The organism is Ruegeria sp. TM1040 (assembly GCF_000014065.1).
Classification (GTDB): Bacteria; Pseudomonadota; Alphaproteobacteria; order Rhodobacterales; family Rhodobacteraceae; genus Epibacterium.
In genome coordinates this window covers 456,615-470,503 of the sequence record NC_008043.1, presented here as the reverse complement: position 1 = coordinate 470,503, position 13,889 = coordinate 456,615, and the positions used below count along the sequence as shown (strand labels likewise).

Genomic DNA, 13,889 nt, shown 5'->3' with positions numbered 1-13,889 from the left:
GTTATTCGTCGCTTTTCGCGGGTGCGACGGACGCCGTTAATACGTCTATGGCGTCTTTGACCACATCCACGCGAAGATGATAGAATTGTAGTGGTCCTAATCCTTCCGGACAGTCTCGCCCCAAGAGCTGCAGCACATGGGCGATATGTGACCCTGACAGTTCAACATAGTTCGGATCTTCCCCAACTAGACGATTGTATAGCCTGCCGCCCGGCCAATTTGCGCGCTTTGCCGCCCGGGACGCAGTTGCCAGTCTATTGTGCAAAACGACGAGAAATGCGTCGTCCGGGTCGCGGACGAAATCCACCGCATCGCTCAATCCACGCCCCAAACTCGCAAGAATACTGGTGCGCGAATAGGCTTCCGCCAGGGCAAGCCTTTGCCGTGCGCGTCTCGAATGTAGATTGCGGATCAGAGGACCGGTTGGGCGCAGCGGCTCTGTCATGTCACCTCATTGCAAATATATTCTGGCCAGTATGTCGAAATCTGGCGCAAGGACAACCTCCGACGCGCCGGTCTGGCGCTCGGTCATCCCGGGATCTGACACTGTCCGAATTCGCTCCCGATGTGGATCTGAGATCCTGAGGTTATCCAATAGAAGCTGCGTGTAAGCATGGCGGCGCCGCCACAAAGGCGGAGGTGGCCGGGAGTATCCTCCCGCGTGCTCAACGTTATCTCTGCACTGCTCCCCAAAGGGAAGCCGTTTCCTGATGTCGCCGGTTTTCATCCCGGCAAAGATCGCGATCAAAACCAAAATACCCCGCGCGCATTTGAATCTCGTCACCAATGCGCGCGCTGGTGACGCAACGGGGATGCGAGGCTCTGCCTCGCGCTCCGGGATATTTGGAGTTAGAAGAAGACGCGGGGGCCCTTCTTTCTTTTGACTGAAAATATCCTGGGGTGAATTGGCCGCAGGCCAAGAGGGGCAAAGCCCCCAAGCCCCCTGAATTCGGGCACATGTCGCTTATGTCGCGTTGACAGTGAGCTGTGTTGGCTCAGATCTTGGTGCTGAGATTCTTCCGCACAGGAGCCAAGTTGATGAAATCGATTCTCAGTACAGCCATTGTGTTTGCCCTCACGCTTCCCGTCACGGCATGGGCCGAAGGCGATCCCGAAGCCGGGCAAAAGGCGTTCAACAAATGCAAGTCCTGCCATCAGATCGTCTCTGACACAGGCGAAACACTCTCCAAAGGAGGGCGCACCGGGCCCAATCTTTGGGGGATCGCGGGCCGTCAGGCGGGCACCGTTGAGGATTTTCGCTATGGCGATGACCTGGTTGCAGCGGGCGAAGCCGGTCTTGTCTGGGACGCTGAGACATTTGCCGCATATACCGCAGACCCGCGGGGGTTCTTGCGGGAATTCCTGGAAGACAACAAAGCCAAATCCAAAATGGCCTTTCGCCTGAAGACCGGTGGCGAGGATGTCTATGCCTATCTCGCCCAATTTGGCCCCGCCCCGGCAGAGGCTGAGGCCGAGGCCTCCGACAATGAGAACGCCAGCGACTGAACAGAACGCCGGACACTTGCAGGGAACGTCGCGCTCTTTTCGGGCGTGGCGTGCTCTGGCATAGGGCGCGCCCTTGAGATCCCCTGCCCCTTGCCCTAGATGCTCTGCGATTGACGCGGCCCTTGGGCAGCCAAATGACAGGAGTGACATGACAGAGCGCCGCCCCGATCTGATCCCCGCATGGGTTGATGGAACCCTGACGCCCGTGGACAAGCTGCGCGCCCATCAGGAGGGGATGCGACATAAGGCCGTGTCCGTTTTTGTGGTACAGGGGCGCGAGATCCTGATGCAGCGGCGCGCGATGGGCAAGTACCATACGCCCGGTCTCTGGGCGAACACCTGCTGCACCCATCCGCAGTGGCGCGAGGCGTCGGATCGCTGCGCGGTGCGTCGGCTTCGGGAAGAGCTGGGCCTGGAGGGTCTGCATCCCGAGTATCGCCACACGCTTGAGTATCGCGCCGACGTGGGCGGCGGGCTTATTGAACACGAAGTTGTCGATGTCTACCTTGCCCATATGCTCGCACCGCTTGGGCTGGCGCCAAATCCGGCAGAGGTGATGGAGACTCGCTGGGTCGATTATCATGACCTCTTGGCGGAGGTGGAGCGCCATCCGGATCGGTTCACGCCCTGGCTCAAGATTTATCTGGCCGACTATGCGGATGTGATCTTTGGCCCCGAGCTGATCGTCTCCGCAAAGCCCTGACTCCCGTCCTTTTGCGGGCTTGTCTTTGCCTCTAGCGCCATGATCTTATGCCGCGCGGGAGGACATGAATTATGACAATTTTGATTGCAGGTGGCGGCATCGCGGGGCTGGCTCTGGGGCTGACGCTGCACCAGATCGGTGTGCCGTTTAAGGTCTTTGAAGCCACGCGCAGGCTCAAACCCATGGGCGTTGGCATCAACCTGCAACCCAATGCGGTGCGCGAGCTGTTTGATCTCGGCCTTGAGGCGGAGCTTGATGCGATTGGTGTGCGCACGCAGCAGCTTGGGTTTTATTCCAAGCTGGGCAACACGATCTGGGAAGAGCCGCGCGGCCTCAACGCAGGCTATGCCTGGCCGCAGTTTTCCGTTCATCGGGGCGAATTGCAGATGCTTCTGTATCGCAGCCTTCTGGAGCGCGCAGGACCAGAGGTGATTGAAACCGGCGCGCGCGCGCAGGGCTGGGAGGACACCGCAGAGGGCGCGCTCTTGCATCTTTCGGATGGGCGAAGCGTCGCGGGACGTCTTGTGGTGGCAGCGGATGGCATCCATTCGGCCCTGCGCGCCTGCCAGTACCCCGACGAGGGCGCGCCGATCTGGGACGGGCGTATTCTGTGGCGGGCCACCACCCGCGCGCCGGTGTTCAAAGGCGAAGGCGCGATGGCGATGATCGGTCACGATCATCTGCGCTTTGTGTCCTATCCGATCTCTGCGCCCGATGCGGACGGTCTTGCGACGCTCAACTGGATTGCCGAAAAACGCTTTGACCCCAACCAGGATTTCCAGCGCGAGGATTGGAACCGGGCGGTCGATATCAATCAGTTTGTCGGTGACTTTGCAGACTGGCGTTTTGACTGGATTGATGTGCCAGCGCTCATTCGCGGCGCCGAGGTGGTCTATGAATACCCGATGGTGGATCGGGACCCGCTGCCGCAGTGGAGCTTTGGGCATCGCACATTGATGGGGGATGCGGCGCATCCGACCTATCCCATCGGTTCTAACGGTGCGAGCCAGGCGATTCTGGATGCGCGCAATATCGGTGCACAGATCCTCGCGCATGGGGTGACGACAGAGGCGCTGCAGGCTTATGAGGCCGAGATGCGCCCGGCAGCCACCAAGATCGGCCTGGCCAACCGGTCCGGAAACGGGCCGGATGCGGTGTTGCAGCGCGTTGAGGACCTCTGCGGGGGGGCGTTTGAGGAGATCGACGCCGTTATTGCGCGCGCGGATCTTGCGGCGCATGCGGCCAAGTACAAGGCAATTTCGGGGTTTTCGATTGAGGCCCTGAATGCGCAGCCCCCGACCATTCCGGCCGGGGCGCAGGTTTGACGCCTTTGACATAAAGACAGGGGGCGCTGCCCCCTGTAACCCCCGGGATATTTTTTGTTAGAAGACGCGAGGGGGCGGTTTTCAGGCGCCGCGTCAGACTCCGATGACAGCCTGCACGGCGCGTTTCCAACGGGCATAGGCCTCTTCGCGACGGGCAGCGTCGAGCTTTGGTTTAAACTCGCGATCCAGGGCCCAAGTGGCCGCAAAGCCCTCCTGATCGGGGTAGACGCCTGCTTTCATGCCCGCAAGCCACGCCGCGCCCAGCGCGGTGGTTTCCTGCATGACGGGGCGATCGACGGCAGCGCCAAGCGTGTCGGAGAGGCTCTGCATGGCCCAGTCGCTGGCGCTCATGCCGCCATCGACGCGCAGGGTGACATTGGCCTCTCCTTCCCAGTCGGCGCGCATCGCCTCCCAGAGGTCGCGGGTCTGGTAGGCCACACTCTGCAACGCGGCGCGGGCAAATTCCGCAGGGCCCGAGTTGCGGGTGAGGCCAAACATGCCGCCGCGGCAGTCCGGTTCCCAGTAGGGTGCGCCAAGGCCTGTAAAGGCGGGCACAAGGATCACGTCCTGGGTTGGATCCGCCTTGTCAGCCAGCACCCCGGACTCGCTGGCCTTGCCGATGATGCCAAGCCCGTCGCGCAACCATTGCACCGCTGCGCCTGCGATAAAGATCGAGCCTTCGAGCGCATAGGTGGGTTTGCCATCCAGCTGGTAGGCGATGGTTGTGAGCATGCGGTTCTTTGACAGCACCGGCGTATCGCCCGTGTTCAAGAGTGCAAAACACCCGGTGCCATAGGTGGATTTCATCATCCCCGGCTTGAAACAGGTCTGGCCCACTGTCGCCGCCTGCTGATCGCCCGCAACGCCCAGGATGGGGATCGCGCCACCAAAATGGTCCGGGGACGTGGTGCCGAAGTCTGCCGCGCTGTCGAGCACATCGGGCAGCATGGCCTGCGGCACCTCCAGCATGGCGCAGATCTCTGTGCTCCAGCTGCCGGACTTGATGTCATACATCAGGGTGCGCGCCGCGTTGGTGGCGTCCGTGACGTGCGACTGCCCGTTCGTGAGACGCCAGATCAGAAAACTGTCGATGGTGCCAAACAGCAGATCACCGGCCTCGGCACGGGCGCGGGCCCCCTCGACAGTGTCGAGAATCCATTTGACCTTGGTGCCGGAGAAATAGGGATCAAGCAAAAGCCCCGTGGTTTCGCGCACCATGTCCTCATGGCCTTCGTCGCGCAGACCTTCGCAGATCTCGGCGGTGCGGCGGTCCTGCCAGACAATCGCGTTGTGGATCGCGCGGCCGGTGGCCTTGTCCCAGACAACGGTGGTTTCGCGCTGGTTGGTGATGCCGATCCCGGCAATATCAGAGGCGGAAATACCTTTGTCTGCCATCACTTTGCGGCAAGTCGCCAGGGTCGTGGACCAAAGGTCCTCGGGGTCGTGTTCCACCCATCCCGCATTGGGGTAATGCTGGGTAAACTCCTCCTGCGCCACAGCGGCGACCTGCATGTCACCGTCAAACAGGATCGCGCGGGTCGAAGTCGTCCCTTGATCAATCGCGAGAATATAGGTCATGAGCGCGCCCTCCAAATCGTCTCTTGCTGCGGAGATTAGACATAAATCTGTTAGCGCGACCAGCCCCTACTAATAAATTAGTATCAAAGCGACCGCGGGACAGGGCTCAGACGGCGATATTGTCAATGAGCCGCACCCCATCAAGCCAGGCCGCAACGAACATGCGTGCGGGGCGATCCAGACGGTCCAGAGACGTGAGATCCTGAGCACAGCGCAGGTCGATATACTCGATCTCGGCAAACCCCAAATCGCTGAGCTGGGCACGCATCTCGGCCTCAAGCGGGGCATAGTCCTCGCCGGCGCGCAGACGGGTGGCCGCGGCTTCCATGAGGGGATTGAGCTGGCCGGCCGTCTTTGTGGCCGCAGCAGAGAGGCGCATATTGCGCGAGGACATGGCAAGGCCCGAGGCCTCGCGCACGGTGGGGCAGCCGATCACCTCGATCGGGATATCGAGATCCCGCGCCATACGCCGCACCACCATCAGCTGCTGATAATCCTTTTCGCCAAAAAACGCGCGGTCGGCCCCGGACTGAAGGAACAGTTTGGCCACCACCGTGGCGACCCCCTCGAAGTGGCCGGGGCGGTTGGGGCCTTCCATCACATCCGTGACGCCCGTGAGGCTGACCGTGGTGGCGTAGCCCTCGGGGTAGATCTGATCCGGATCGGGCACATAGATCGCATCGACACCGTAGGGTGCGAGCTTTTGCGCGTCCTCATGTTCCGTGCGCGGATAATTGGCGAGGTCTTCGGGACTGTTGAACTGCTTGGGATTCACAAAAATGGTGACAACCACATGATCGCAGGCGGCTTTGGCGGCCTCTACCAAGGACAGATGCCCGGCGTGCAATGCGCCCATGGTGGGAACAAGACCGAGGGTATCGCCCTTCTTCATCCAGTCACGCCGCAAGGCGCGCAGATCATCCAGACGGCGCAAGATCGGGGGAGTCATCGGGAGCAGTCCTTCAGTCTTGTTGAGGGGCTTTTTGCGGCGCGTGGTCCGCAAAGGTGTGTTCTGCACTGGGAAAACGCCGCGCGCGGACCTCGGAGGCGTAGTCTGCGATTGCTTCTTCGGCGGCGGGGCCAAGCTCGGCGTAGCGTTTGACGAACTTCGGCTTGAAGGCGCCAAAAAAGCCAAGCATGTCATCCACCACCAGCACCTGGCCATCACAGCCCGCAGAGGCCCCGATGCCGATGGTGGGAATGTCGACGATCTCAGTCACTTGATCGGCAAGGCTTGCCGGGACTTTTTCCAGAACCACCGCAAAGGCCCCGGCCTCAGCAACCGCGCGGGCATCGGCGATAAGGGGTTTGGCAGCGTCGTCGCGGCCCTGCACCTTGTAGCCGCCCAGCGTGTTGATCGACTGCGGCGTGAGCCCGATATGCGCCATCACGGGAATACCGCGTTTCACGAGAAAGCGGATGGTGTCGGCCATCTCTTCGCCGCCTTCGAGTTTGACAGCCGCCGCACCGGTTTCCGCCATCAGACGGGCGGCATTCGCAAAGGCCTGCGCTGGCGATTGTTCGTAGCTTCCGAAGGGCATGTCGATCACCATCATCGCGCGCTTCAGGCCGCGAGCGACGGCAGCACCGTGCAGGATCATCATCTCCATCGTGACCCCAAGCGTCGACGGCAGCCCATGCAACACCATGCCGACGCTGTCCCCGACCAGTACAAAATCGCAATGTTCATCCATCAGCTGCGCCATCGGTGTGGTATAAGCCGTGAGGCTGACAATCGGGGTCCGCCCTTTCATGGCCCGGATGTCTTCGGCCGTTAGGGCCGTTTTTTGCGATGATGCGCTCATTATTTTGTTACCTCGTTAAACACTCCTGACCCGTCTCAGAGCCAACGGGCACAGGGCCAAAGCGGACAAAGTTTGCCGTCGATACCATTTGCCAGCCGGGCTTACCAGCCGTGCGGCAGTGCAGCAAAGCTTGATTACGCGAGGGAAAAATCATTTGCTGCACATAACGCCAGCGTGAAATGGCGAATGAATCGCGGTGGTACACCACCGAAAGAGGAGGAAAACGACAATGAATTTCAAAAAACCCATTCTGGCGGCCGTCTCTGCGCTCGCCCTTCTGGCGGGGCCTGCGCTGGCCAAGGACACCGTGACCTACGCCACCCAGCTGGAGCCGCCGCATCTCGATCCCACTGGCGGCGCGGCGCAAGCCATCGATACGGTGGTGTATCTCAATATCTTCGAGGGCCTCACGCGCTTTACCCCGGATGGGGCTGTGGTGCCGCTTCTTGCGAAATCCTGGGAGATTTCCGAGGACGGTCGGACTTATACGTTCACTCTGCAAGAGGGCGTCACCTTTCACGACGGCAGCACGCTTGATGCGCAGGATGTGAAATTCTCGCTCGATCGCGCCCGCGCCGAGGACAGCACCAACGCCCAGAAGGCGCTCTTTGCGGACATTGCGGACGTCACAGTGAGTGATGCGCAAACCGTGGTGGTGACGCTCTCCGAGCCCAACGGCAATTTCCTCTTCAACCTCGCCTGGGGCGATGCGGTGATCGTGGCCGAAGAGTCGGTCGAGACCCTGAAAACTGCTCCTGTGGGCACCGGCCCCTACCGCTTTGGCGAATGGGTGCAGGGAGACCGGGTAGAGATGGTGCGCAACCCGAATTACTGGGGCGAGATCCCCGAGCTGACGGGCGCCACGATCAAGTTCATCTCCGACCCCACCGCCGCCTTTGCCGCGATGATGGCCGAAGACATTGACGCCTTTGATAATTTCCCGGCGCCAGAGAATATGATCCAGTTCGAGGCCGATCCGCGTTTTCAGGTGATCGTTGGCTCCACCGAAGGCGAGACGATCCTGTCGACGAACAACGCCCAGGCACCCTTTGACAACCCCAAAGTGCGTCAGGCGCTGGCCCATGCGATTGATCGTCAGGCCATCGTGGATGGTGCGATGTTTGGCTATGGCACGCCGATTGGCACCCATTTTGCGCCGCATAACCCGGCCTATGTGGATCTCACCGGTCAGTCCGATTTTGACCCCGACAAAGCCCGCGCGCTTCTGGCCGAAGCGGGCCTTGCAGATGGGTTCACCACCACGCTGCACCTGCCGCCCCCCGCCTATGCCCGTCGCGGTGGCGAGATCGTGGCCGCGCAGCTGGCCCAGGTGGGTATCACCGCCGAGATCATCAATGTGGAATGGGCGCAGTGGCTTGAGACCGTGTTCAAAGGCAAGACCTATGGTCTCACGATCGTCAGCCACACCGAGCCGATGGACATCGGGATCTATGGCCGTCCGGATTATTACTTCCAGTATGACAATCCGGAGTTCCAGGGCGTGATGAGCCGCCTCAACGCGACCACCGACCCGGACCAGCGTACGGCGCTCCTGCAGGACGCCCAGCGCATGATCGCGGATGACTATGTTAACGGCTACCTGTTCCAGCTGGCAAAGCTCGGCGTTGCCAAAGCCGGCCTTGAGGGCATCTGGGCCAATGCTCCGGCCGCTGCCATCGAAATCGGGGCGCTCAGCTGGGCTGAGTAAAACCCTCGTCTTGCGCCGGGCCTTACCGATCAGGCCCGGCGTTTTCGACCCCACCTCCACCCCCTCAGTTCTGCAAATCCATTTTGCCTCGCTGCCCCTAGACGCGCGCTGCGGCGCCCCATAACGTTCTGCCAATGCTGCATTATCTCGCCAAACGACTGCTGTCGCTCGCTCTCAGTCTCACCATTGCATCCATGGTGATTTTCGCCGTGATCGAAGTCGCTCCGGGCGATCCGGCCTCCTTCATGCTGGGCACCGGCGCCCAAGAGGAAACCGTCGCCGCCCTGCGCAGCGAGCTGGGCCTCGATCAAAGCAAGGTGAGCCGCTATCTCGACTGGGTTGGCGGCATGCTGACCGGAGATTTCGGCACCTCTTACACATATCGCACCCCGGTCGCCAAAATGGTTGCAGAGCGGCTTTGGGTCTCTCTGCCGCTCGCGATCTATGCGCTGACGCTGTCCACATTGATCGCGCTTCCGGCCGGGATCTATGCGGCCTCGCGGCGGGGCAAAGCCGGGGACATGGCCGTGATGGGCGCGACCCAGCTTGGGGTCGCGGTGCCGAATTTCTGGTTTGCGATGCTCTTGGTGCTGGTCTTTGCAATCAATCTGCGCTGGTTTTCGGCGGGCGGATTTGTCGGCTGGGACAAGGGGCTATGGGCGGGACTGCACGCGCTGACCCTGCCGGCGATTGCGCTGGCGTTGCCGCAGGCGGCAATCCTTGCGCGGGTTATGCGCTCGGCCCTTCTGGAAGTGCTGGGCGAGGACTTCATGCGCTCGGCTCGCGCCAAAGGTCTGAGCCAGAAGCAGGCGATCCGCCGTCACGGGCTGCGCAACGCGCTTATTCCCGTGCTTACGATCATCGGCCTGCAGTTTTCATTCCTGCTTGCCGGTGCCATCATCATCGAACAGGTCTTTTATCTGCCGGGCCTTGGACGGCTGGTGTTTCAGGCGATTTCCGCGCGCGATCTCATTGTGGTCGAAAGCGTCGTCATGCTCTTGGTCTTTGCCGTGATCCTGGTGAACTTTCTTGTCGATATGGCCTATGCCGTGGTCGATCCTCGGCTCAGGAGAACATCATGAACCGAAGCCTGTTTCTTGGCGGTCTCCTTTCTGGGGTCATGCTGCTTCTGGCGATCGTCTCCTTCGTGTGGACGCCGTTTGACCATGCGGTGATGAACATCCCCGAGAAGTTGCAGACTCCAAATGCCACACATCTTCTGGGCACCGATCATTTTGGCCGTGACATCCTGTCGATGGTCATGGTCGGCGCGCGCACCTCTCTGGCGGTGGCGCTTCTGGCGGTGGGGATCGGCATCGGCCTTGGCGTGCCTTTGGGGCTTGCAGCGGCGGCCACGCGCGGCTCCTGGCTTGATGAGATCATCATGCGCGGCAATGATCTGGTCTTTGCCTTTCCCTCGCTGGTGATTGCGATCCTGATCACGGCCGTCTTTGGCCCGAGCGCCGTCAATGCCATCATCGCCATCGGCATTTTCAATATTCCGGTCTTTGCCCGTGTGGCGCGCGGCGGCAGTCTCAGCCTCTGGGCGCGGGAATTCATCATGGCGGCCCGGGTTGCCGGGAAATCGCGCGCGCGTATCTCGGCCGAACATATCCTGCCCAATATCGCCAACCTCCTGATCGTGCAGGGCACAATCCAGTTCTCGCTTGGGATCTTGGCCGAGGCGGGGCTGTCCTATGTGGGGCTTGGTGCGCAGCCCCCCACCCCGAGCTGGGGTCGGATGCTTGCTGAGGCGCAAACCCTCGTGAGCCTCGCGCCGCATCTGGCCATTGTGCCGGGCTGCGCCATCATCGTGACCGTCGTGGGCCTGAACCTGCTGGGGGATGGGTTGCGCGACCGCTTTGATCCCCGCCTGATGGAGGGGCGCGCATGAGCCTTCTGGATATTTCCAACCTCTCGCTCTCGATCGGGGCGCTGCCGATCCTGCGGAATGTGACCCTGTCGATAGCGGCAGGCGAGATCCTCGCGGTGACGGGCGAGAGCGGATCTGGCAAATCGATGACGGCTTTTTCCGTCATGCGCCTGTTGCCGCAGGCTGCCAAGATTGACGGCGCGATTTACCTTGAGGACGAAAACCTCTGCGCCCTCTCCGAAGACGAGATGTGCCAGCGGCGCGGGCGTGACATCGGTATGGTGTTTCAAGAGCCCATGACGGCGCTCAACCCGGTGATGACCATCGGGGCGCAGGTGATGGAGACGATCCTCTTGCACACCGACACCGCCGAAGCCGACGCCAAGGCCGAGGCCGCGCGCGTGTTGACCCGGGTCGGCCTGCCGCCGGAGCGTTTCCCGATGGATCGCTACCCGCACGAGCTCTCTGGCGGACAACGTCAGCGCGTTGTGATCGCGATGGCGATTGCGCTCAGGCCCAAGCTCTTGATCGCGGATGAACCCACAACCGCGCTGGATGTGACTACACAGGCGCAGATCCTTGATCTCTTGCGGGACCTGGTGCGCGAATACGGGATGGGGCTGCTCATTATCACCCATGACCTTGCTGTTGTGGCCGATCTTGCCGATCGGATCGTGGTGATGCGCAAGGGTGAGGTGGTCGAGCGCGGCCCGACCCTGAGCGTGCTCACCCATCAACGCCACCCCTATACGCGCATGCTGTTTGAGGCGTCCGCTCACAAGGTTGCGCTGCCTGCCGCGCCCGAGGCCCCTGCCCCGCTGCTGGAGGTGCGAGGCGCCGTGCGCGACTATGCAACGCCTCGCAAAGGCTGGCTGGGCAAACCAGGCACGTTTCGCGCCGTCAACGATGTGAGCTTCACGCTTCACAAGGGCGAGCGTCTGGGCCTTGTGGGCGAGTCCGGATGCGGCAAATCCACCCTGACCCGGGCCATTCTGGGCCTCGAAGGGCTGCAAGGCGGAGAGCTGCTGCTGAACGGTCAGCCCCTGTCGCAACAGCGCAGCGCCGCCCAGCGGCAAGCGATGCAGGTGGTGTTTCAGGACCCTTATGGCAGTTTCAATCCGCGCCACCGGGTTGAGCGGCTGGTGACGGAACCGTTTCATCTATCGCCGGACGCCGCAACCGGCCAAGAGCGGCGCGACCTGGTGGGACAGGTGCTGGAGGACGTGGGGCTCAAGGCTTCGGATGCAAACAAGTATCCGCATCAGTTTTCCGGTGGGCAACGTCAGCGCATCGCCATTGCGCGCGCGCTGATTACGCGGCCCGAGCTCATCATCTTTGACGAGGCGGTCTCGGCGCTCGATGTCTCGGTGCGCGCCCGTATTCTCGACCTGATTGCCGAGCTCTGCGAGGCCTATGGGCTCACCTATCTCTTTATCAGCCACGATCTGAGCGTGGTGCGCGAGGTCTGCGACCGGGTGCTGGTGATGCAGAAGGGCGAAATCGTCGAAGAAGGCCCCGTCGACGACGTCTTTACCGCGCCACAGCACAGCTACACGCAGAAACTTCTGGCGGCGGCGCCGGTGCTGCCGGACATCACGCCAACCGAGCCCGTTGAGGCCCCCGCATGACTGTCACGCTCTCGCTGATCCTGCCGCGAGAGCGTGGACGCCTCGCCACTCTGCTGGCGCCCTATTTTGCCGAAACCGCCCCGACGGCGGGCATTGACCCTTCCGAACGGGCCGGGCAGCTCTTGCATCGCAAGGATGTCACCGCCTTTTGGATACATGCAGACGCCTCGCGCGTGGGCTTTGCCATCGTGCTCAATCTGCCCGATGACCGGCGCGAGTTTTCGGAATTCATGATCCTGCCACAGCATCGACGCAAGGGGCTTGGGATGGAAGCGGCGGCCCTCATCCTCAATGAGTTTCCGGGGTTCTGGCGCATGGGAATTTCGCACCATTCCAAGGGCGCGGCAGCCTTTTGGGGCACCCGGTTGAGCCTGATGCCCAATATCAGGGGCCTGCGCGACGGCGCGCCCTTCACCCCCCATCAGGTGAAGAGCTTTACCTTTGAAATCACCGACCCTGCGCCGGAGTGATCAGACAATCACGTCGATACGCTCTTGCGTGCCGACGCCGAACACCCGCTTGTACCGCGCGATCTCATCCTTGGGGCCCATCGCCTTTTCGGGATTGTCCGAGAGCTTGACCGTCGGGCGCCCATTGGCCGAAACCGCCTTGCACACCACCGAGAAGGGCGCGAGGCCGTCATCAGGGACGAGGCCGCGGAAATCATTGGTCAAAAGCGTACCCCAGCCGAAGGAGGCTTTGACCCGACCCGAAAACTGCCGGTGCAATTCTGCGATCTTGCCCACATCCAGCCCATCGGAAAAGATCACACGTTTTTCAGTGGGATCCTCGCCGCGATCCTGCCACCACTTGATAGCGATTTCTGCCGCCGCCGCCGGATCGCCACTGTCGATCCGAATACCCGTCCATCCCGCCAGCCAGTCCGGCGCATTTTCCAAAAAGCCCTTGGTGCCGTAGGTGTCCGGGAGAATGATGCGCAGGTTGCCCTCGTGTTCCTCGTGCCAGTCCGACAGGACATCATAGGGCGCGCGGGCAAGCGCCGCGTCATCTTCGGCCAAAGCAGAGTAGACCATCGGCAGCTCATGCGCGTTGGTGCCAATGGCCTCGACCTCGCGGCGCATCGCAATGAGACAGTTGGAGGTGCCGGTAAAAGACCCGCCAAGCCCTTCCATCATCGCCTGCACGCACCAGTCCTGCCACAAAAAGCTATGGCGGCGCCGGGTGCCAAAATCCGCGATCCCGAGACCGTCGATCTGGCGCAATTGTTCGATTTTCTCCCAGACTTTGGTCATCGCTCGGGCATAGAGCACCTGCAGCTCGAACCGGCCCATGTCATTCAGGACCGCGCGCGAGCGCAGCTCCATCAGCACCGCAAGCGCGGGAATTTCCCACAGCATGACCTCGGGCCAGGACCCTTCAAAGGTCAGCTCGTATTGATCACCCTTGCGTTCAAGGTGATAAGGCGGCAGGCGCAGGTTTTCGAACCACTCCATGAAGTCGGGCCGAAACATCTGGCGTTTGCCGTAGAACGTGTTGCCGCGCAGCCATGTGCTTTCGCCGCGGCTGAGACTCAGGGAGCGGATGTGATCCAGCTGCTCGCGCAGCTCGCCCTCGTCGATGAGACGCGCAAGCGGCACCTTGTCAGAGCGGTTGATCAGCGAGAAGGTCACCTGCGTATCAGGTTTGTTGCGAAAGACCGACTGACACATCAAGAGTTTGTAGAAATCCGTATCAATCAGCGACCGGACGATTGGATCAATCTTCCACTTGTGATTGTAGACGCGCGTTGCAATATCCAAGGG

The 13,889-nt window shown here is 61.4% G+C and carries 13 protein-coding genes; 8 read left to right on the top strand and 5 right to left on the bottom strand.

Annotated features, from left to right (window positions below; translation table 11 throughout):
* Position 1 precedes the first annotated feature (1 nt).
* The gene (locus TM1040_RS19900) at positions 2-445 is read right to left on the bottom strand and encodes a hypothetical protein (RefSeq protein WP_011537060.1); all 444 of its coding nucleotides are present in this window, start codon (positions 443-445) and stop codon (positions 2-4) included.
* 593 nt (positions 446-1,038) lie between these two features.
* Between TM1040_RS19900 and TM1040_RS02635 the strand changes: the two genes are divergently transcribed.
* The 3 genes from TM1040_RS02635 to TM1040_RS02625 all read left to right on the top strand — a co-directional run bounded on the left by TM1040_RS02635 (position 1,039) and on the right by TM1040_RS02625 (position 3,534).
* On the top strand, positions 1,039-1,506 hold the full coding sequence (locus TM1040_RS02635; protein ID WP_011537058.1) for a c-type cytochrome: 468 nt from the start codon (positions 1,039-1,041) through the stop codon (positions 1,504-1,506).
* 148 nt (positions 1,507-1,654) lie between these two features.
* Positions 1,655-2,209: an isopentenyl-diphosphate Delta-isomerase gene (idi, locus tag TM1040_RS02630; protein ID WP_011537057.1), complete on the top strand. Its 555-nt coding sequence runs from the start codon at positions 1,655-1,657 to the stop codon at positions 2,207-2,209.
* Positions 2,210-2,280: 71 nt separating this feature from the next.
* Positions 2,281-3,534 carry a flavin-dependent oxidoreductase gene (locus TM1040_RS02625; protein WP_011537056.1) on the top strand — a complete coding sequence of 418 codons (1,254 nt, stop codon included), beginning with the start codon at positions 2,281-2,283 and terminating at the stop codon, positions 3,532-3,534.
* Positions 3,535-3,627: 93 nt separating this feature from the next.
* Here the strand turns inward: TM1040_RS02625 and glpK are convergent, their stop codons facing one another.
* The 3 genes from glpK to panB form a co-directional block, all read right to left on the bottom strand.
* Positions 3,628-5,112, bottom strand: coding sequence for a glycerol kinase GlpK (gene glpK, locus TM1040_RS02620; RefSeq protein ID WP_011537055.1), 1,485 nt, complete (start codon positions 5,110-5,112; stop codon positions 3,628-3,630).
* Between the two features lie 106 nt (positions 5,113-5,218).
* Positions 5,219-6,061 carry a pantoate--beta-alanine ligase gene (gene panC, locus TM1040_RS02615; RefSeq protein ID WP_011537054.1) on the bottom strand — a complete coding sequence of 281 codons (843 nt, stop codon included), beginning with the start codon at positions 6,059-6,061 and terminating at the stop codon, positions 5,219-5,221.
* 13 nt (positions 6,062-6,074) lie between these two features.
* Positions 6,075-6,917 (bottom strand): 3-methyl-2-oxobutanoate hydroxymethyltransferase, encoded by an 843-nt coding sequence (gene panB, locus TM1040_RS02610; protein ID WP_011537053.1) that lies wholly within the window; start codon positions 6,915-6,917, stop codon positions 6,075-6,077.
* Between the two features lie 229 nt (positions 6,918-7,146).
* On the opposite strand from panB, the gene TM1040_RS02605 reads away from it, so the two are divergent.
* The 5 genes from TM1040_RS02605 (at position 7,147) to TM1040_RS02585 (ending at position 12,596) form a co-directional block, all read left to right on the top strand.
* A complete protein-coding gene (locus TM1040_RS02605) occupies positions 7,147-8,625 on the top strand; it encodes an ABC transporter substrate-binding protein (RefSeq protein ID WP_011537052.1) in 1,479 nt (492 codons plus the stop codon).
* A gap of 134 nt (positions 8,626-8,759) precedes the next feature.
* Positions 8,760-9,707, top strand: a complete 948-nt coding sequence (locus tag TM1040_RS02600; RefSeq protein ID WP_011537051.1) for an ABC transporter permease — start codon at positions 8,760-8,762, stop codon at positions 9,705-9,707.
* On the top strand, positions 9,704-10,519 hold the full coding sequence (locus TM1040_RS02595; RefSeq protein WP_011537050.1) for an ABC transporter permease: 816 nt from the start codon (positions 9,704-9,706) through the stop codon (positions 10,517-10,519). The genes TM1040_RS02600 and TM1040_RS02595 overlap by 4 nt, the downstream gene beginning before the upstream one ends.
* Positions 10,516-12,126, top strand: coding sequence for an ABC transporter ATP-binding protein (locus TM1040_RS02590; RefSeq protein WP_011537049.1), 1,611 nt, complete (start codon positions 10,516-10,518; stop codon positions 12,124-12,126). The genes TM1040_RS02595 and TM1040_RS02590 overlap by 4 nt, the downstream gene beginning before the upstream one ends.
* Positions 12,123-12,596, top strand: coding sequence for a hypothetical protein (locus TM1040_RS02585; RefSeq protein WP_011537048.1), 474 nt, complete (start codon positions 12,123-12,125; stop codon positions 12,594-12,596). The genes TM1040_RS02590 and TM1040_RS02585 overlap by 4 nt, the downstream gene beginning before the upstream one ends.
* Here TM1040_RS02585 and pncB read toward each other — a convergent pair whose 3' ends face one another.
* The gene (gene pncB / locus TM1040_RS02580) at positions 12,597-13,886 is read right to left on the bottom strand and encodes a nicotinate phosphoribosyltransferase (protein ID WP_011537047.1); all 1,290 of its coding nucleotides are present in this window, start codon (positions 13,884-13,886) and stop codon (positions 12,597-12,599) included.
* Between the last annotated feature and the right edge of the window lie 3 nt (positions 13,887-13,889).